This window comes from Achromobacter semiaridum (assembly GCF_053543755.1).
Map to the genome: position 1 here is coordinate 1 of NZ_JBLVOL010000002.1, position 19480 is coordinate 19480.

At 65.9% G+C, this 19480-nt stretch carries 17 protein-coding genes and 1 riboswitch; of the genes, 10 read left to right on the forward strand and 7 right to left on the reverse strand.

Annotated elements, in window-relative coordinates:
- The 4 genes from risK to ACNPP0_RS00120 all read left to right on the forward strand — a co-directional run.
- The coding region (risK, locus tag ACNPP0_RS00105; RefSeq protein WP_448704699.1) for a sensor histidine kinase RisK at window positions 1-1229 on the forward strand (1229 nt) is incomplete at its 5' end.
- A gap of 101 nt (window positions 1230-1330) precedes the next feature.
- Window positions 1331-2404, forward strand: coding sequence for a Holliday junction branch migration DNA helicase RuvB (ruvB, locus tag ACNPP0_RS00110; protein ID WP_046803491.1), 1074 nt, complete (start codon window positions 1331-1333; stop codon window positions 2402-2404).
- Window positions 2405-2495: 91 nt separating this feature from the next.
- Window positions 2496-3461: a threo-3-hydroxy-L-aspartate ammonia-lyase gene (locus ACNPP0_RS00115; RefSeq protein ID WP_448704700.1), complete on the forward strand. Its 966-nt coding sequence runs from the start codon at window positions 2496-2498 to the stop codon at window positions 3459-3461.
- Between the two features lie 104 nt (window positions 3462-3565).
- Window positions 3566-4486: a complex I NDUFA9 subunit family protein gene (locus ACNPP0_RS00120; protein ID WP_448704701.1), complete on the forward strand. Its 921-nt coding sequence runs from the start codon at window positions 3566-3568 to the stop codon at window positions 4484-4486.
- On the opposite strand, the gene ruvA is transcribed toward ACNPP0_RS00120, so the two are convergent.
- The 6 genes from ruvA to ACNPP0_RS00150 all read right to left on the reverse strand — a co-directional run bounded on the left by ruvA (window position 4483) and on the right by ACNPP0_RS00150 (window position 9948).
- Entirely contained in the window at window positions 4483-5055 is a 573-nt protein-coding gene (gene ruvA / locus ACNPP0_RS00125; RefSeq protein ID WP_046803488.1) for a Holliday junction branch migration protein RuvA, read from the reverse strand. The two genes, ACNPP0_RS00120 and ruvA, sit on opposite strands and share 4 nt — an antisense overlap.
- 89 nt (window positions 5056-5144) lie before the next feature.
- Window positions 5145-5693: a crossover junction endodeoxyribonuclease RuvC gene (ruvC, locus tag ACNPP0_RS00130; RefSeq protein ID WP_046803487.1), complete on the reverse strand. Its 549-nt coding sequence runs from the start codon at window positions 5691-5693 to the stop codon at window positions 5145-5147.
- On the reverse strand, window positions 5693-7282 hold the full coding sequence (gene purH, locus ACNPP0_RS00135; protein WP_332612757.1) for a bifunctional phosphoribosylaminoimidazolecarboxamide formyltransferase/IMP cyclohydrolase: 1590 nt from the start codon (window positions 7280-7282) through the stop codon (window positions 5693-5695). Before purH ends, ruvC begins: the two co-directional genes overlap by 1 nt.
- A gap of 104 nt (window positions 7283-7386) precedes the next feature.
- A complete protein-coding gene (locus ACNPP0_RS00140; protein ID WP_006217670.1) occupies window positions 7387-7626 on the reverse strand; it encodes a helix-turn-helix domain-containing protein in 240 nt (79 codons plus the stop codon).
- Window positions 7627-7662: 36 nt separating this feature from the next.
- A complete protein-coding gene (dusB, locus tag ACNPP0_RS00145) occupies window positions 7663-8688 on the reverse strand; it encodes a tRNA dihydrouridine synthase DusB (protein WP_332612755.1) in 1026 nt (341 codons plus the stop codon).
- Between the two features lie 72 nt (window positions 8689-8760).
- Complete coding sequence (locus ACNPP0_RS00150; RefSeq protein WP_448704702.1) at window positions 8761-9948, reverse strand: UbiH/UbiF/VisC/COQ6 family ubiquinone biosynthesis hydroxylase; 1188 nt, start codon at window positions 9946-9948, stop codon at window positions 8761-8763.
- Window positions 9949-10026: 78 nt separating this feature from the next.
- On the opposite strand from ACNPP0_RS00150, the gene ACNPP0_RS00155 reads away from it, so the two are divergent.
- Complete coding sequence (locus ACNPP0_RS00155) at window positions 10027-10515, forward strand: TM2 domain-containing protein (RefSeq protein WP_448704703.1); 489 nt, start codon at window positions 10027-10029, stop codon at window positions 10513-10515.
- A gap of 36 nt (window positions 10516-10551) precedes the next feature.
- Here ACNPP0_RS00155 and ACNPP0_RS00160 read toward each other — a convergent pair whose 3' ends face one another.
- Window positions 10552-11898 carry an aminopeptidase P N-terminal domain-containing protein gene (locus tag ACNPP0_RS00160; protein WP_448704704.1) on the reverse strand — a complete coding sequence of 449 codons (1347 nt, stop codon included), beginning with the start codon at window positions 11896-11898 and terminating at the stop codon, window positions 10552-10554.
- Window positions 11899-12035: 137 nt separating this feature from the next.
- Window positions 12036-12200, forward strand: a riboswitch (yybP-ykoY riboswitch).
- 79 nt (window positions 12201-12279) lie between these two features.
- On the opposite strand from ACNPP0_RS00160, the gene ACNPP0_RS00165 reads away from it, so the two are divergent.
- The 5 genes from ACNPP0_RS00165 (at window position 12280) to ACNPP0_RS00185 (ending at window position 19459) form a co-directional block, all read left to right on the forward strand.
- Window positions 12280-13287 (forward strand): sodium:calcium antiporter, encoded by a 1008-nt coding sequence (locus ACNPP0_RS00165; RefSeq protein ID WP_332612749.1) that lies wholly within the window; start codon window positions 12280-12282, stop codon window positions 13285-13287.
- Window positions 13288-13749: 462 nt separating this feature from the next.
- Window positions 13750-14088 (forward strand): hypothetical protein, encoded by a 339-nt coding sequence (locus ACNPP0_RS00170; RefSeq protein WP_332612747.1) that lies wholly within the window; start codon window positions 13750-13752, stop codon window positions 14086-14088.
- A 422-nt stretch (window positions 14089-14510) separates the two neighbouring features.
- Window positions 14511-17315, forward strand: coding sequence for a magnesium-translocating P-type ATPase (gene mgtA / locus ACNPP0_RS00175; protein ID WP_448704705.1), 2805 nt, complete (start codon window positions 14511-14513; stop codon window positions 17313-17315).
- A 60-nt stretch (window positions 17316-17375) separates the two neighbouring features.
- Entirely contained in the window at window positions 17376-18488 is a 1113-nt protein-coding gene (locus ACNPP0_RS00180) for a porin (protein WP_448704706.1), read from the forward strand.
- A gap of 98 nt (window positions 18489-18586) precedes the next feature.
- On the forward strand, window positions 18587-19459 hold the full coding sequence (locus tag ACNPP0_RS00185) for a cytochrome c oxidase assembly protein (RefSeq protein WP_104143544.1): 873 nt from the start codon (window positions 18587-18589) through the stop codon (window positions 19457-19459).
- The last annotated feature ends 21 nt before the right edge of the window (window positions 19460-19480 follow it).

A 19480-nucleotide genomic window follows, 5' to 3' on the forward strand; every position in this document is an offset into this window, starting at 1 on the left:
CGGAGTCCAGGTCCGACGCCCGGCCCGACTCCCGACCTGGCGAATCGCCGCCTCCGCCGCCGCCCGACGGGCGCAGCGTCGATCCCGGGGACTCGCGCAGCGCCCCGCAGCGCGAGGCCGACCACGCCGCCCACGAAGAGCGCATGAAGCGCTACCAGCCCGAACCCGACGACATACGCCGCGACCTGCGCGTGCTGGTGCAACTGCTGAACGAACGCCTGAATGACGGCACGCGCGTGGCGTTGTCGCGCGGCCCCACGCCGGAAATCTTCATTTCTCTGGCGCCCAATTCCGCCAGCGAGGACGTGCCGCGCCTGCGCGAATGGCTGGTCATTCCGCTGGAACGGCTGGACCCGCCGGTTGCCACGCCGTTCATCGCGGCCTGGTTGGGCGGACTGGGCCTGTTGCTGCTCTTGGCCGTGGGCTTTTCGTGGCACATCACGCGTCCCATCACGCGCTTGGCCGATGCGGCCGACCAGCTTGCCGCCGGGCAGCCGCAGCGCGTGGAACCGTCCGGCCCGCACGAAACCCGCGCGCTAGGCGAACGCTTCAACGCCATGCTGGACGCCCTGGCCGAGTCCGACTCCGTGCGCCGCACGCTGCTGTCCGGCCTGCCGCACGATCTGAAGGGACCGTTGTCGCGCATGTGGTTGCGCATTGAAATGGCCGACGATTCCAAGCTGAAGGAAGGCTTGCGCACCGACCTGCAAGACATGCAGCACATGGTCGATCAGTTCATCGGCTTTGTGCGCGGCACGGACCCGGCCGCCTACCGCTATGCGCCCATCGTGCTGTCCGACTGGCTGGTCGAACGCGTGGGCGCGTGGCAGGGCGCGGGCACCGATATCCACCTGACGTCCGTGGACGACGACGCGCCGCTGGTGGTGCAGGCCGACGCGGTGGCGTTGGGCCGTTTGTTGGACAACCTGATCGGCAATGCGCTGAATCATGGCGCGCCGCCGGTCAATGTCAGCCTGCGCCGCGAAGACCGCGAGGCCGTGCTGGACGTGTCGGACCATGGCCCCGGCATCGTGCCCGAACGCCGCCAGGAGGCGCTGCGCCCCTTCAGCCGGCTGGACGATGCGCGCACCCGTACAGGCAGCGTGGGCTTGGGGCTGGCGCTGGCCGAGGCAATCGCGCGCGCACACGGCGGGTCGCTGGAACTGCGTCAGGCGGAATCCGGCGGGCTGTGTGTGCGGGTGAAGCTGCCGTTGTCGGAAAACGCCTGATGCGGGCGGGGGCCAGCTAATGGCCCCCACCACCGCCCGCGCCAGCCGACTCGCCATACGGTACGATGCATCCTGCTTCGTCCCTTGTCGTTTTTCGCACCATGGCCATTCAGTCCGATTCCCTTTCCTCTCGTCCCGACGCGCCCCGCATCGTGGCGCCGCAGCCGGTATCGCCCAACGAGGAATCGATCGAGCGCGCCTTGCGGCCCAAGGCCCTTCAGGAATACGTCGGCCAGCAGCGCGCCCGCGAACAGCTTGAAATCTTCATCGCGGCGGCGCGCAAGCGCGGCGAGGCGCTGGACCACGTGCTGCTGTTCGGCCCCCCCGGCCTGGGCAAGACCACGCTGGCCCACATCATTGCGCACGAAATGGGCGTGCAACTGCGCCAGACGTCCGGCCCCGTTCTGGAACGGCCCGGCGACCTGGCGGCATTGCTGACCAACCTGGAAAAGAACGATGTGCTGTTCATCGATGAAATCCACCGCCTGTCGCCCGTTGTCGAGGAAATCCTCTACCCCGCGCTGGAAGATTTCCAGATCGACATCCTGATCGGCGAAGGCCCGGCCGCGCGCAGCGTCAAGCTGGACCTGCAACCGTTCACACTGGTGGGCGCGACCACGCGGGCCGGCATGTTGACCAACCCGCTGCGTGACCGTTTTGGCATCGTGTCGCGGCTGGAGTTCTACAACGCCACGGACCTGGGCCACATCGTCACCCGCAGCGCCGGTTTGCTGAACGCCGTCATCACGCCCGACGGCGCGGCGGAAGTGGCGCGCCGCGCACGCGGCACGCCTCGTATCGCCAACCGCCTGCTGCGCCGCGTGCGCGACTACGCCGAGGTCAAGGCCAGCGGCACTATCGACGCCGACGTCGCCGGCCGTGCGCTGGCCATGCTGGAAGTCGATCCGCAAGGCCTGGACCTGATGGACCGCAAGCTGCTTGAAGCCATCATCCACAAGTTCGATGGCGGACCGGTCGGCGTGGACAGCCTGGCTGCCGCGATCGGCGAAGAACGCGACACCATCGAAGACGTGATCGAGCCTTACCTGATCCAGCACGGCTACCTGCAACGCACGCCGCGCGGCCGCACCGCCACGCTGTCCACGTGGCGCCATCTGGGCCTGGCCCCACCGGCGGGGGCGGCCACCGGCAGCGGCGACCTGTTCAACAAATAGGCTAGCCGCGTCGGCGGGCGGCGCAATCTGCGTGACGGGTTTATGATCCTGGGGTTTTTCGACATTCCCGCGATCAAAGGACCAGATTTCCATGCTGCCCGAACTGCCTACCTATGATGACGTCGTGCGCGCCAGCGAGCGCCTGGCCGGCAACGCCCACCGCACGCCCGTCCTGACCTCGGCCACGGCCGACGCCATCAGCGGCGCGTCGATCTTCTTCAAGTGCGAGAACTTCCAGCGCATGGGCGCGTTCAAGTTTCGCGGCGGCTTCAACGCCATCGCGCGCCTGACGCCGGAGCAGCGCGCGGCGGGCGTGGTGACGTTTTCGTCGGGCAATCACGCGCAAGCCATCGCGCTGGCTTCCAAGCTGCAAGGCGTGTCGGCCACGATCATCATGCCGCTGGACGCCCCGGCGGCCAAGCGCGCGGCCACCGAAGGCTATGGCGGCAAGATCGTGACCTACGATCGCTACACCGAAGACCGCGAGCAGATCGCGTTGCGCATTCAGGCCGAAACCGGGGCCACGCTGATCCCGCCTTACGACCACGAAGACGTGATCACGGGGCAGGGCACGGCGGCCAAGGAATTGTTCGAGGAAGTGGGCGAACTGGACTATCTGTTCGTGTGTCTGGGCGGCGGTGGCCTGTTGTCGGGGTCGGCGCTGTCGGCATTTGCGCTAAGCCCGCGTTGCCTGGTGTACGGCGTTGAGCCCGAAGCCGGCAATGACGGCCAGCAGTCGTTGCGCAAGGGTGAAATCGTCCGAATTCCCGCGCCCAAGACGCTGGCCGACGGCGCCGCCACTACCCACCTTGGCAACCTCACGTTCCCGCTGATCCAGAAGTATGTGCGCGATATCGTCACCGTGACTGACGCGCAGTTGGTCAGCACCATGAAGTTCTTTGCCGAACGCATGAAGATGGTGGTCGAGCCCACCGGCTGCCTGGCCGCCGCCGCGGTCATGCAAAACGTGGTGCCGGTAAGCGGCGCGCGGGTCGGCGTCATCATCAGCGGTGGCAATGTCGACCTTCCGGTCTACTCCCGGCTGCTGGCTTCCTGACGCGGAAACGGCGGCCCGCCCCCGGGCCGTCGATGCGTGCTTGCGGTTGTTGCCCGTGCAGGGCAGAATCGGATCTCGATCCTGACTCGAACAGGGGCTGCGGCATGCGTATCCTTGTCATCGGCGGCACCGGTTTCATCGGCCGTCACCTGATTGCTCGACTTTCCGCCGACCTGCACCAGATGATCGTGCCCACCCGCCTGCTGGCGCGTGGCAGCGAATTGCAAGTCCTTCCGACCACCACCCTGATCCAGACCGACATCCATGACGATGCCGTGCTGGACCGCCTGGTGCGGGGCTGCGACGCGGTGGTCAATCTTGTCGGCATCTTGCACGGCAACGTCGGCCGGCCTTATGGCTCGGCGTTCGCGCGGGCGCACGTGCACCTGCCGCAGCGCATTGCGCGCGCATGCCAACGTCATGGGGTTCGGCGCCTGTTGCACATGAGCGCGCTGGGGGCGGATTCCCAGGGCGACAGCATGTACCAGCGCTCCAAGGGCGACGGCGAGGCCGCCGTCAAAAGCGAATTCCCATCCGGCAACGATACGGGGTGGACGATTTTCCGGCCCTCGGTCATCTTCGGCCCGGACGACAACTTCACGAATATGTTTGCGTCGCTGGCGCGCTGGCTGCCGGTCTTGCCGCTGGCGGGCGCCAACGCGCGCATGCAGCCGGTGTATGTGGGCGACGTGGTGGTGGCCATGGCCACCGCGCTGAGCGATTCGCAAACCTGTGGCAAGACCTATGAACTGGGCGGCCCGCAGGTTTACACGCTGGGTGAAATTGCGCGTCTGTGCGCGGCGTGGAGCGGCCATCCGCGCCCGGTGGTGCCGGTGCCGATGGGCGTGGGACGCATCCAGGCGCGCCTGTTCGAATGCATGCCCGGCGAACCCCTGATGTCGCGCGACAACCTGGATTCCCTGCGCCGCGACAACGTCTGCGTGGGCCCCATCGCGCCGGAATTGCGCGTGGTGCCGACCGGCCTGGAAGCCGTGGCGCCACGCTATTTGCAGCGTGCGCCTTAGCGCGCCAACGCTTTCAATGCCTGCTTGATGCCGTCGGACACACCCACGCCTTCGGGCAGGGTCTTGAGGGCCGACAGCGATTCCTTCTCTGAATAACCCAGCGCCAGCAGGGCGTTCAAAATGTCCGACTGGTTGTCCGGCGTGGCGTGCGACGACGCGCCGATGTCGGCCCCCAGCTTGCCGCGCATTTCCAGCAGCAGCCGTTCCGCCGTTTTCTTGCCGATGCCGGGCACGCGCGTCAGGCGGCCCGATTCCTGCAAGGTAATGGCCTGCGCCAGGTCAGCCACGGACATTCCCGACAATACGGACAGCGCGGTGCGCGCGCCAATACCGCTGACCTTGATCAGCTGGCGAAACGCGCTGCGCTCGCCGGCGGTGCCGAAGCCATACAGGATGTGCGCGTCTTCACGCACCGTCAGGTGCGTATAAAGCGTGACGCGCGCGCCGGTCTCCGGCAGCGAATACAGCGTGCTCATGGACACGTCGATGTCATACCCCACGCCGCCCACGTCCACGCAGATGGTGGGAGGCAGCTTTTCAATCAGGGTTCCGGTAATGCGTCCGATCATGGTGATGATGGCCTGGTAGCAATGGCGCGCGCGGAATGCGCGGCGAATGCGGGCATTCTATACGCCCGGGCGGGCGCTGCGCTGCGGGCTCAGCCGATCAGGCGGCCATTGCGCAGGCGCGTCTTGCCGCCCATGCGCAAGGCCGTTCCCAGCCGTTCCAGCTTGTCCTGCAACGGGCCGACGTGGGCGTGGCAGATGGCGCAGGCCAGCGCGTCGGCGGAGTCGGGCGCGGGCACGCCGTCCAGGGACAGCAGGTGCTGCACCATCATCTGCACCTGCTCCTTGGCGGCGCGGCCGGTGCCGACCACGGCCTTCTTGATCTGCAAGGCCGTGTATTCATGCACCGCCAGCGAACTGTCGGCCAGCGCGCACAACGCGGCGCCACGGGCCTGGCCCAGCAGCAGGGTGGACGCGGGATTGGTGTTCAGGAAAACGATTTCAAGCGCCGCGACATCGGGTTGCGTGTCGCGCGCGACCTCGCGCAGATTGTCCAGGATGACTTTCAGGCGCTCGGCCAGCGTCAGCGCCGGCGGGACCACGATGGTCCCGCTGGCGACATAGCGCAGCCGCGAGCCCTCGGCATCGATCACACCGAAGCCGGTGCGGCGCAAGCCCGGATCGATGCCCAGGACGCGCATCAGTGGCGGAAGTGGCGGGTGCCGGTCAGCACCATGGCGATGCCGTGCTCGTCGGCCGCGGCGATGACTTCATCGTCACGCATGCTGCCGCCCGGCTGAATGACGCAGGTTGCGCCCGCCGCCACCACGACGTCCAGGCCGTCGCGGAAGGGGAAGAACGCGTCCGACGCCACGGCCGAGCCTTGCAGCGTCAGGCCGGCGTTTTCGGCTTTGATCGAGGCAATGCGGGCCGAGTCGATGCGGCTCATCTGGCCGGCGCCCACGCCCAGTGTCATGCCGCCGCCCACGAATACGATGGCGTTGGACTTGACGTACTTGGCGACCTTCCAGGCGAAAGCCAGGTCGTTCATTTCCTGTTCGGTGGGCTGGCGCTTGCTGACCACTTTGAGTGCATCGCGCGGCACGTTGTAGGCGTCCGGGGTCTGCACCAGCCAGCCGCCGCCCACGCGCTTGATGTCGAACGCGTTGTGGCCAACGCCCATCGGCACTTCCAGCACGCGCACGTTCTTCTTGGCGGCCAGGATGGCCAGCGCGGCGCCATCGTAGGCGGGCGCCAGCAGTACTTCCATGAACTGGCCGCTGACGGCTTCGGCCGTGGCCGCGTCCACCGGACGGTTAAAGGCGATGATGCCGCCGAAGGCCGACGTCGGGTCGGTCTTGAAGGCTTGCTGATAGGCGCCCAGCGTGTCGGCCGCCACGGCCACCCCGCACGGGTTGGCGTGCTTGACGATGACGCAGGCGGGCACGTCGAAGCTGCGCGCGCATTCCCACGCGGCGTCGGCGTCGGCGATGTTGTTGTAGGACAGTTCCTTGCCCTGCAACTGGCGGTAATTGCCCAGCAAGCCGGCCGGACGCTGCGCATCGACGTAGAACGCGGCGGTCTGGTGGGGATTTTCGCCGTAGCGCAGCGCCTGTTCCTGCTTGACCTGCAAGGTCAGCGTGCCGGGCCATTCGTTACGGGCGGGCACCGCTTCCTGGGCCGGTTCGGCTTCGGTCAGGCTGGTCAGGTAGGCGGCGATGGCGCCGTCGTAGGCCGCCGTGTGGGCGTAGACCTTCGAGGCCAGCGCCAGGCGCAGGCCGTAGGACGTGCTGCCGGTCTTGTCCATTTCGGCCAGCACGCGCGAATAGTCGACCGGGTCGATCACGACCGTCACGCCGCCTGCTTCGGTGCCATGGTTCTTGGCCGCCGCGCGCAGCATCGCCGGGCCGCCGATGTCGATGTTCTCGACCGCGTCCGCGAACGTGCAATCGGGCTTGGCCACGGTTTCACGGAACGGATACAGGTTCACCACCAGCATGTCGATGCGGTCGATGCCCGCCGCCTTGATGGTGTCCATGTGCTCGGCGCTGTCGCGACGGGCCAGCAGGCCGCCGTGAATCTTGGGGTGCAGCGTCTTGACGCGGCCATCCAGGATTTCCGGCGAACCCGTGTGGGCGGCCACTTCGGTGACGGTCAGGCCGGAGTCGGCCAGCAGCTTGGCGGTGCCGCCGGTCGACAGCAGGCGCACGCCACGCGCGGCCAGGGCGCGGGCAAATTCAACGATGCCGGTCTTGTCGGACACCGAAAGCAGGGCGGTTTCGATTTTCATGGTGGGGGACGGGAGTCGGGCGGTGGGCCTTTCTCGTTCAGGTCGGGATGGGAATCTGCGAAGGAAAGGACGGCGCCCGCCGGGGGCCGTCCTTCTTGGAAAAGCTATACCTGGATATTGTGCGCCAGCAACTTCTTGCGCAGGGTGTTGCGGGTGATGCCCAGCATTTCGGATGCGCGCGACTGGTTGCCGCCCGACCGCTCCAGCGCCACTTCAAGCACCGGGCGTTCCACGCAGCGCATCACCATGTCCCACATATCGTGGGGCTCGGATTCACCCAAGTCTTCGAAATAGCGCTCCAGGCTGGCGCGCACGCATTCTTCCAGGACATCTTTCTTGCTCATTTGAGTACAGATATTTTTATGTTGGTGTTGAGGCGGTTATGCCGCCAGCAGGGCTTCTGCGACCGGCGCCGGATGGGGCTCTCCGTCGCGCGAGAGGGTATCGAACCAATCCGACACCGCCCGCCACTGGTCGCGGGTATTGTCGATCAGGTTCATGTGGGCGCAGAACGAATCCGCCCCCGGCAGGCCGTCCAGATACCAGCCGATATGCTTGCGCGCCGTGCGTACGCCGGTGTGCTCGCCATAGAACCGGTAATGGTCGTCGAGATGTTCAAGCAACAGCTCGCGCATTTCCCCATAGGAGGGAGGGGCCAGTGACTCGCCCGTGCGCAAATAGTGATCGATTTCGCGGAAGATCCAGGGACGGCCTTGTGCCGCCCGGCCAATCATGACCGCGTCGGCGCCAGTGTAATCCAGGACGTGCTTGGCTTTTTCAGGCGAGTCGATATCCCCGTTTGCGATCACGGGGATGGTCAGTTCGGCCTTGACGGCGCGGATAGTGTCATATTCCGCCTCGCCCGTATAGAGGTCGGCGCGGGTGCGGCCGTGCAGCGTCAGCGCCGCGATGCCGGCATTTTCGGCCAGCTTGGCCACCCGCAGGGCGTTGCGGCTGTTGCGGTCCCAGCCGGTGCGGGTCTTGAGCGTGACCGGCACGCCCAGCGGTGCGCAGGCCGAGACCACGGCGTCCAGGATGCGGACGATCAGGTCTTCGTGGCGCAGCAGCGCCGAGCCGGACGCCACGTTGCACACTTTCTTTACCGGGCAACCCATGTTGATGTCGATGATGCGCGCCCCCTTGCCGGCGTTGAAAACGGCGGCCTCGGCCATCATGGCTGGGTCCGCGCCCGCGATCTGGACCGAAATAGGGGCGATTTCGCCATCATGATTCAGCCGCCGGGACGTCTTGACGCTGTCCCATAGCTTGGGGTTGCTGGCGGCCATCTCGGACACGGCGTAGCCCGCCCCCAACTTCTTGCAAAGTTGTCGGAACGGGCGGTCCGTCACGCCCGCCATGGGCGCGACAAGAACGTTGTTGGGAAGGGTCCATTGGCCTATGCGCATGGTCACATTTTAACCGGCTCGAATCGGACCCCTGTTTTCAAAGGCCGACAGCTTGGTAACAAGCGGCGCGGTTCAGGCGCGAAAGCCCTGCAACAAGTGCTGGGCCAAGGGCGCGCGCAGGGGCGAAGCCAGGTCCATGCCCAGCAACGCCAGCCCGCAGGCGTGTTCGACGGGTGCCAGCCCCGTGGCGAAGACGCGCGGCATCAAATCGGTCAGGCCGGCGGTGATGAAACGGTCGACATGCCGCGCCTGTGCGAATTCGGCCAGGCGCGAGGACGGGCTGGATGCCGGCTGCGCCAGCCAGCCGGCCAGCGTCTGGGCCAGGCGGGCGGCGTCGCGTAGCCCCAGGTTCAGGCCCTGGCCCGCCACGGGATGCAGCGTCTGCGCGGCGTTGCCGATGGCCACCACGCGCCCTTGCACCTGTGCGCGCCGGGCGGCCAGCGCCAGGGGGAAGACGTGGCGCGGGGACTGGCTCGACAGCCGGCCCAGGCGGTCGCCAAAGGCTTGCGTCAGCGCGACGGAGAACGCGGCGTTATCCATCGCGGCCAGTTCGTTGGCGCGCTCGGGCGCGCTGCACCAGACCACCGAGTAGGCGTCGGGCGTTTGCGGATGGGGCAACAAGGCCAGCGGCCCCTCGGCGGTGAAGCGTTCCCACGCCCAACCCCGGCGCGGCAGGGTGGCATGGGCAGTGGTCAGCACGGCATGCTGGCCGTAATCGCGGCGCAGGTCCGGGGCGCCGGCGCCGTCGGACTGCACGGCCACCTGGCACAGCAGCGTGTTGTCGCCCTGCGCGATGCGCACGCCGTCGGCGTCCTGGCGTTCGACCTTGGCGGCGGGGCCGGACAGCACGGTGACGCCACAGGCAGCCACGCGTTCGTCCAGCTTGGCGTGCAAGCCGGCATAGGCCACGACGCTGCCCAGCTGCGGCACGTTGAAATCAGTGTTCTGAATGACCGTGCGACCCAGCCGGCCCCGCTGCGACACATGGATGTTGCGTATGTCGGCCGACCGATCCGGCCACGCCAGCAATGATTCCAGCAACACGCGGCTGCCGTGGTTCATGGCAAGCACGCGTGGGTCGGCGGCGGGCATGGTGGCGGCAATGGTGGCAGGAATGGTGGCGGCGGGCGCTGCCGGGACGCTGCCCGCCAGCAGGGCGATGCGCGACGGGTCCGGCGCGACGCGCGCCAGCATCAGGGCCAGCACGCGGCCCACGGGGCCGGCGCCAAGAATCGCGATATCGAAGGCGGATGCAGTCATGCCGGGATTTTAACCGTCCACTACAATCCGGCACAGCCAGCGCGGCGGGCCGCGCGTAACCCTTACCGGTTGATCGACATGACGCAGGTTCAGGCTTCTTCTTCGGTGTCCGCTGCATCGGTTAGCGGCACCGCATCCGCCACCGCCCGCCGCCCGCGCGGCAAGGTCGCCGTAGGGCTGCTGGCCTGCCTGTTCGGCTGGTTGGGCGCGCATTGGTGGTATTTGGGCCGCCGCTACGCATGGGCGGTAACGCTGCTGGCCATCGTCAGCCTGTTCTGCGCGTTTCGCTTCTACCCCGTCTGGTACGACAACCCGGCCTTCTTCCTGTTGTTCATCCCGATGATCGACGGCTTCATTGAAAGCGCCGTGTTCTCGCTGATGTCCGACGAAAAATTCGACCGGCGCTACAACCCCGGCCTGGGCCGACCCACGTCCACGGGTTGGGGCCCGGTGCTGGTGGCCCTGCTGGCTTGCCTGGTGGGCTCGGTGGTATCGATGTTCGCCATCGCGATGGTGGTGGTTTACGTCTGGGTGGCCATGGGCTGGCTGGACGGGCTGGTGCTGTAGCGCGCGGGACGCGGAAGCGCCCCCCGCCGCGCGGCCCTATTCGCGCATCAGCGCTTCGATTTCCGACGCTTGCACCGGCACCCCGCGCGTGATCAGTTCGCAGCCTTCGTCGGTGACCAGCGCATCGTCCTCGGTGCGGATGCCGATGTTCCAGTAGCTTTCCGGCACATCGTCCGAGGGGCGCACGTAGATGCCCGGTTCGATCGTCAGCATCATGCCCCGTTCCAGCGTGCGCCACGGCCGGTCGCCGGACTGGCGCGCGGGGCCGGGTTGGCGGTAGTCGCCCGCGTCATGCACGTCCAGCCCCAGCCAGTGGCCGGTGCGGTGCATGTAGAAGCGGCTGTAGTCGCCCGATTCCAGCACGCCGTCCAGCGACCCTTTCAACAGCTTCAAGTCGATCATGCCCTGGGCCAGCACGCGCAACGCGGCCTCGTGCCCGTCGTTGAAGGTGCGCCCCGGGGCGGTGGCAGCCGCCGCGGCTTCTTGCGCGGCCACGGTCAGGTCGTACAGCGCGCGCTGCGGGCCGCTGTAGCGCCCGTTGACCGGAAAGGTCCGCGTGATGTCGCTGGCGTAGCTGTCGACTTCGCAGCCCGCGTCTATCAGCACCAGGTCGCCGTCGCGCAGCACGGCCTCGCCCGCCGGGTAATGCAGCACACAGGCGTTGGCGCCGGCGGCGACGATGCTGTTGTAGGCCACGGCCTGGGCGCCGTGGCGGCGAAATTCATAGAGCAGTTCCGCTTCCAGTTCGTATTCGTGCATGCCGGGGCGGGCCACGCGCATGGCCCGGGCGTGCGCGCCGGCCGATATCTTGGCGGCGCGTCTCATGGTGGCAATTTCGGCGGCGTCCTTGACCAGCCGCATTTCCGCCAGCAAGGGCCGAATGTCCTGTTGCCGGCTGGGCGGCGTGTGCCCGGCGCGCCCGGCATCGCGCGCGGCGGACAGCCAGCGATGCAGGCGCCCGTCGCGGTGCTTGTCGCCGGCCAGGGGCGCATACAGCGTGGGGTGATCCAGCATCAGCTTGGGGATCAGTTCGTCCAGCGCATCGATCGGGTGGGCGTCGTCAAAGCCAAAGTAATCGGCGGCCGCCTCGGGGCCGAACCGCTTGCCTTCCCAGATTTCATGTTCGACATGGCGCGGCCGGCAAAACAACAGGGCCCGATCCGTGGCGCCTGCAATCAACACCAGCCACGCCGCCGGCTCGGTGAAACCGGTCAGGTAGAAGAAGTCGCTGTCATGGCGGTACGGGAATTCGGCGTCGCGATTGCGGATCGCCTCGGGGGCGGTGGGCAAGATGGCGATGCCGCCGCCGTCGGCGCGCATCCGTTCCATCAGGCGTTGGCGGCGGGCGGCAAAGGGAGCGATGTCGGCGGGAGGCAGGCTCATGGGCGGGCAGGGGCGCGAGCCCCGCGAAAGGTGAGGGATGCGGCTTACTTTACCCCGCTATCGCGCGCGGACAACAGCACAAACCCAACCGGCGCGGTTCAGGCGGATTTGACTGGACGTCGCGATTTGCGCTGCTACAATCGCGGCTCTGTCATTGGGGAGTAGCCATCCTTTGTCCCCAAAGGAGTTAGCGTCAACAGACTTGGTGGTTCAGTACCGCGTAGCGGTTGCTAGAACTCCATGGCGCTAACGGTTTCCATGCAAGCGGCCCGCCCGCCGCATGGATCAGCCAGGCGAGACCTTTGGCCGCGTAGCGTTCACCCTAGCCGGGCGAGCCGCTGCGTCGCGCCAATTGGTTTCTGCTCGTCCGGCTGCGTTCATATGTTGCTCACCCTGTTCCTGTTTTTCCTGTCCGCGGCAGTGATTTACTTCGCCTGCGAATTCTTCGTCAATGGCGTCGAATGGGTCGGACACCGCTTCCACCTGGGCGCTACCGCCACCGGCACCGTGCTGGCGGCCTTCGGCACGGCCTTGCCTGAAAGCGCGGTCACCTTCATGGCCGTCGTGTTTGGCGACACCCCTGAACAAAAAGACATCGGCGTTGGCGCAGCCATGGGCGGCCCGCTGGTGCTGGCGACCCTGGCGTACGCGGTGGTGGGCATCGCGCTGTGGCGCGCCCGCCGTGGGGGCCAACCGGAAAAAGCCAACTGTATCAACGCGGACCAGCGCCGGCTGGCCCGCGACCAGGCCTGGTTCATGGGCATTTTCATTTTCAAGGTGGGGCTGGGCCTGCTGGCCTTTGCCTGGAAGCCGTGGCTGGGCATTCTGTTCCTGGCCACTTACGGCATGTACGTCAAACGCGAACTGAGCCATGACGAAGAACGCGCCGATTGCGAAGACCTTGAACCGCTTAAGCTGCGGCCGCGCGACACTGATCCATCAATGTTCTGGGCGGCCACGCAGACGATCCTGGCGTTGGTGGTGATTGCCGGCGCATCTCACGTTTTCGTCAACCAGATCGAGCTGCTGGGCGTCGCCATGGGCGCCTCCCCGCACGTGGCCGCCTTGTTGCTGGCGCCCGTGGCCACTGAGTTGCCCGAAATCATGAACGCGCTGATCTGGGTGCGGCAGGGGAAGGAACGGCTGGCGCTGGCCAATATTTCGGGCGCGATGATGATCCAGGCCACCATACCCAGCGCGCTCGGTATCTTCATGACGCCGTGGCTGCTGGATGCACCCTTGCTGGCGGCCGGCCTGTTCACGATGCTCTCGATCGGGCTGTTGTGGCTGCGCTTCCGTCGCTCGGTCATGAGCGTGCCCGCGTTGTCGGCGGTGGGTGGTTTTTACGCCCTGTTCGCGGCCTATCTGGGCTGGCATTTCTACGCCTGACACCGGTTGTCCGGAACGAAAAACGCGGCGCACGGCCTCTCAGGCTTGCGCCGCTTTTCTTTTTTACGTCAGTGGTGTCGTTGCACCGCAAAAACCTTGTCCATCAGTGGAAACCCGCGTAAAATCCGTCCGTTATCCATCCCAGGAGCAGTCTTCGTGAATACCGATTCCGGCGAAAGTAGTCGATCTTGCATCGACATCGCTGTCTGACAGGAAACACGCAGAGCTCCATCTGCCGCATCCTGTCATACAGGTTGCGGCGTATCCCAAGCCCAGGGTTCCACCCCAGGCAATAGCGCAAGCCTTCGGCTTGCCGGGAAATTCCCCAACGTAAACCGCCAGAACCGCCGCTAGTCGCAGCGTCAGCGTTCGTGCACGTCTTTTGTGCGCGTCTGCCATGCGCTGCGTGTGGCTGCACGCGTACTCGCGATCACGCTCCCCATTTTCGCAATGGAGGTCGTTATGCGTTTCTTCGACTTGTTCCTACGCCGCGCCGGCGTAGACCGTGCCACCGCCCTGGGCCGCCGTCGCGGCACGTCGCGCTTGACGGTCATTTGCCCGCGCGACGAACTGGGCGCCTTGCGCAAACAGATCTGCCTGGACTTCAGCGCCGCCGGCCTGGATGTCTCGCAAGTGCAGGTCGACCAAGGCCGCGACCCGAACATGGCGTCGGCTTGCATCACCGTCAATTGCCCGCCCGAACTGCGCGCTGAATTGATGTCGCAAGCGCGCCGCCTCAGCGCCAACCCCGCCGTGCGTCACGTGCATTTCGGCGCGCAAGCCGCCGCAATGGCTTCGTAACGCCCACTTGTCCCAGGAGAGATCATGCCTAGTGCCTTAGACCCCGACCCTCGATTGCGCCAAGGGCATGGCGCCGGCATGCCTGTCTGACCTGTCTTCTCGCCTGCGAGCCGACCGGCCGGACAGACTTCCGGCTCCGACGGACTCCGCAGCATTGAATCCCCGGCCTTGCCGCGTCCCACTGACGAACGCGCCCACGGCGCCGGTTTCGATTCCCAGCTAGCTCCCTTTCCGTTTTTGCACTCCGGCGCGATTCACCGCGATCCGGACACCGGCAACATTGCCCCGGTGCCTGCGCACGCCCGCCTGGGCGGACCGACGGCTTTACGTTATGCCGTGGCCCGTTCCTGCCCGCGTGGCCGGCGCCTGGGCGGGAAAGCCGTGTCTCCGACAAGAAATCCAAGAAAAACCGGAGCACTCCGATGTTTACCTTCCTGAAATCCTTCTTTTCGTCGGCCGCCGGCCGCCGCCGCGCAGGCCGTCACTTCCGTCGCACCCCCATACTTGAACAGGGCGCGCAAACCGCCGTCGCGTCGACGCCGTCGGAGGCATCGCGTCGCGCCAACCGCCGCATGCTGGAGCAATCCCGCATGGGGCTGGACGCCTTGTTCACGCTGTTGGCCAGTGGCCGTGGCGGCTTGACCCAGGCCCAGGCCGACGCTGCCCGCGAACGCCACGGCGCCAACGAAGTCGACCACGAAAAGCCGCTGTCCTGGTATTCGCACCTGTGGCTGTCCTATCGCAATCCGTTCAATCTGCTGCTGACGGCGCTGGCCGGCCTGTCATGGCTGACCGACGTGCGGATGGCCGAGGCCGACGACAAGTCGTGGACGGCCGTGGCCATCATTGGTTCCATGGTGGTGATTTCCACTGTGCTGCGCTTCGCCCAGGAACTGCGCTCGAACCGCGCGGCCGAGGCGCTGAAAGCCATGGTGCAGAACACCGCTACCGTGCTGCGCGCGGACGTGCTGACGCCGGAGGCCGCTAACGGCCGGCGCGTGTTCGGCGCCCCGCTGCACGACTCGGGCTCGTATCAGATGGAAGTGCCGCTGGCCGAACTGGTGCCCGGCGACGTGGTGCTGCTTTCGGCCGGAGACATGATCCCCGCCGACTGCCGCATCCTTAACGCCAAAGACCTGTTCATCGCGCAAGCCGCCTTGACAGGCGAATCCCTGCCGGTGGAAAAGCACGCCGCCCAGCGCGAGGAAACCGACAATTCGCTAGAGCTGGAAAACATGGCCTTCATGGGCACCAACGTGGTCAGCGGATCGGGCTGCGCCCTGGTCATCGCCACCGGAGCCAATACCTATTTTGGTCAGCTGGCCGGCCGGGTCACACAGGAAAGCCGCGCGCCGACGCAGTTTCAGCAGGGCATCAACCGTGTCAGCTGGGTGTTGATCCGCTTCATGCTGGTGATGGCGCCCATTGTCTTCGTCATTAACGGTGTCACCAAGGGCGATTGGCTGGAAGCCTTGCTGTTCGCGCTGGCAATCGCCGTGGGCCTGACGCCGGAAATGTTGCCGATGATCGTTACCGCCACGCTGGCCAAGGGCGCGCTGCGCATGTCGCGCCGCAAGGTCGTCGTCAAGCGCCTGGACGCAATCCAGAACCTGGGCGCGATGAACGTGCTGTGCACCGACAAAACGGGCACGCTGACGCAAGACCGCATCGTGCTGGAACGTCACACCGACGTGTATGGATCCAGCAGCGACGATGTGCTGGCCTATGCCTATCTGAACAGCTACTACCAGACCGGCCTGAAAAACCTGCTGGATGTGGCGGTGTTGCAGCATGCCGAGGTCAAGCGCAGCCTGAACCTGGCTGCCAAGTACCGCAAGGTCGATGAGATTCCTTTCGACTTCTCGCGGCGGCGGATGTCCGTTGTCGTGAACGAAACGGAAAACGGCCGCGACCATCACGAACTGATCTGCAAGGGCGCGCTGGAAGAAATGCTGACGGCATGCACGGCGCTGCGCGTGGGCGATTCGGTGTTTCCGCTGACTGACGCGCGGCGCGCGGACATCCGGCGCGTCACGGCCGAGCTGAACCGCGACGGGCTGCGCGTGATTGCCGTGGGCGTCAAGGAAATGCCGCCCACGCAATTGGCCTATGGCGTAACTGACGAGTCCGACCTGGTGCTGGTGGGGTACATCGCCTTTTTGGATCCCCCCAAGGAATCGACGGGCCCGGCGCTGGCGGCGCTGAAGGCCTCCGGCATTGAGGTCAAGGTGCTCACCGGAGACGTGGAACTGGTCACACAGAAAGTCTGCCGCGAGGTGGATTTCGAAGTGCGCGGCGTGTACCTGGGCGCGCAGATCGAAGCCATGGACGATGAGGAACTGGCGGTGGCGGTGCGCGAGGCCAACGTGTTCGCCCGGCTGACTCCCGCGCACAAGGAACGTATCGTGCGCAGCCTGCGCGCACAGGGCGATACGGTCGGCTTCATGGGCGACGGCATCAACGACGCCCCGGCCCTGCGCGCCGCCGACGTCGGTATTTCCGTGGATTCCGCGGTGGATATCTCGAAGGAAGCCGCCGACATCATCTTGCTGGAAAAGAGCCTGATGGTGCTGGAGGACGGCGTGATCGAAGGCCGCAAGACCTTCTGCAACATGCTCAAGTACTTGAAGATGACGGCCAGCTCGAACTTCGGCAATGTATTTTCGGTGCTGGTCGCCAGCGCCTTCCTGCCGTTCCTGCCGATGCTGCCCATCCACCTGCTGCTGCAGAATTTGATGTACGACGTATCGCAAACGGCAATTCCCTTTGACAATGTCGACGAGGAATTGCTGAAGAAGCCGCAGCAATGGGATGCGGACGGGCTGGGGCGCTTCATGGTGTTCTTCGGTCCGATCAGCTCGCTGTTCGACATCGCCATGTTCAGCATCATGTGGTTCGTGTTTCACGCTAACGCGCCCGAGCATCAGACGTTGTTCCAGTCCGGCTGGTTCGTCGAGGGCCTGCTGTCGCAGACGCTGATCGTGCACATGATCCGCACGCGCCGCATTCCTTTCCTGCAAAGCCGTGCGTCCTGGCCGTTGATGGCGATGACGGCAATGGTGGTGGTGCTGGGCCTGATGCTGCCGTTTTCGCCGCTGGCCGAGTACTTCCAGCTGCAAGCGCTGCCGTGGGGCTATTTCCCCTGGCTGGTGGGGGTGCTGCTGAGCTACTGCGTGCTGACGCAGTGCCTAAAGGGCATTTGGGTACGCCGTTACGGCTGGCAATAAGGCCGCAATAAGGTCACATCTTGCAGGGCGGGCAACGGTCCCGCCCTGGTAGGAGAAAGCATGAAAAAGATATTCTGCGCGGTCGTCATGGCAGGGGCGCTGACCCTGCCGTGCGCGCCGGCCACGGCGGCCGCCGTCGAGGACTTCGGCCTGCACCTGTACGGCGTGGGCGACGCCGGGGTGGCGGTGACGAGCGTGTCCGGCCAAGGCAGCCGCGCCGGCGTGCTGAACGGCGGGCTGACGGATTCACTTTGGGGCCTGTCGGGCAGCGACGATCTGGGCGGCGGCTGGCGCAGCCGCTTCGGGCTTGAGAGCGGCCTTGATCCGTCCAGCGGCCAGTTGGAAGACGACGGCCGCCTGTTCAACTACGCGGCCTGGGTCGGCTTGGGCAACGATCGCTATGGCGAGGTGCGCCTGGGGCGCCAGCACACCATCGGCCAGATGTTCGGCAACGCGCTGGAAATCGGGTCATGGAAGGACATGGGCATGGGCGCCACATTCAAGGCCTCCGACAACTTCCAGTTCAGCAATATGGTGAACGTGACGTCGGCGGACTGGAACGGCTTTCAGCTTGGCGCGGGCTACTCGTTCGATGCCGACGACCAGAACCGGTTTCGTTCCAACCAGAACACCCGCGCAGTCAGTGCGGGGCTGAAGTACGAAAACGGGCCGTTGCTGGCTGTGGCCACCTGGGATCAATTGCAGCTGGCCGGCGCCGATTCCGTGGCGGGCGGCAAGCGCCCCCGCGCGGTGCAATTGGGGGCCGCTTACGATTTTGAAGTGCTGAAACTCTCATTGGCATGGTCGCGGCAACAAAACGGCTATGTCGGTCTGGACGGCGGCGACCCCGACAACCTGGGGCAAGGCCTGGGCCCGGCCCCATTTGTCCAGGGCGGCGCCATCAATGCCTGGCTGGTGGGCGCCAGCGTGCCGCTCGGCCCGGGCACCGTGCTGGTGCAGTGGTCCCTGGCGCGCCCCAACTGGCAATGGGACAACGGCATGACGGCGCGCAAGGCGCAGGTGGCGACGCTGGGTTATACCTATGCCTTGTCGCCGCGCACGACGCTATACGGCTTTGCCGGGTATGCGTCCAATTACACGCTGGACGACCAGTTCGACCCCGCCCATTCCCACACCACGCGCGTCGGAGCGGGCGTTTCGCATCACTTCTGATCCTGCCGGCCCACCGGACCACGGGCCGGCGCGGTCTACTACAATCAGCCCACAGGCCGGCACGCGCCGCCGGCCCAGTCTTTCCCGATGTCTTTCGGATGGCCCGCATGGATAGTCTTGAATGGCTCATACCCTGGGAGTTCTCTCCCACGTTGGTCGCCTCCTTTGTGGTGGCGATCGTGCTGTTCGTGCGCGGGCAACGCGTTCACCATGTGACGGGCGCACGCCGCTTTTTCTTTTGGCTGGGGCTGGTGCTGCTGTATCTGTCGATGCATACCCGCGTCGACTACTACGCCGAACGGATGTTCTTCATTCACCGCATCCAGCATCTGGTGCTACACCATTTGGGTCCGCTGCTGGTGATGGCGGCATTTCCGGGGCAGGTCATGCGCGCCGGGCTGCCGATGTCCTGGCGCATCCGGTTGCGCGACTTTCTGCGCACGCGCAGCGGCCGGGTCACCGTTGCCGTACTCACGAACAAGATTTTCGTGCCGACGCTGTTCGTCTTCCTGGTGCTGGTCTGGCTGATTCCGTCCGTGCAGTTCTATTCGATGCTGGACTGGCGCCTGTACCGCCTGATGAACTGGTCCGTGGTGATCAGCGGCTTCATGTACTGGAACCTGATCCTGGACCGTCGTCCCGCGCCGCCTGCGGCCATGACGCCGGGCGGACGCGTGATTTCTCCGGTGCTGACCATGTTGCCGCAAATGGTGGCGGGCGCCGTCATCGCCTTCACCGAAAGTGATATCTACCCGTTGTTTGAACTGTGTGGCCGCGCCATCGCGATGTCGGCGCAAACGGACCAGACCATCGGCGGGCTGACGATGTGGATACCGGCCGCGTTGGTCGAGGTAATTGGCTTGATGGTGGCGTTAGGCACCTTGATGCGCTTGTCAGCCAAGGGTCGGTTGCGCAAAGTGGACCGCGATGCGCGCGCCCGGGCCAAGGCCCGCGCGGCGCTTTCGGCCTGAACGTAGTTCGGGCCGGTCGGG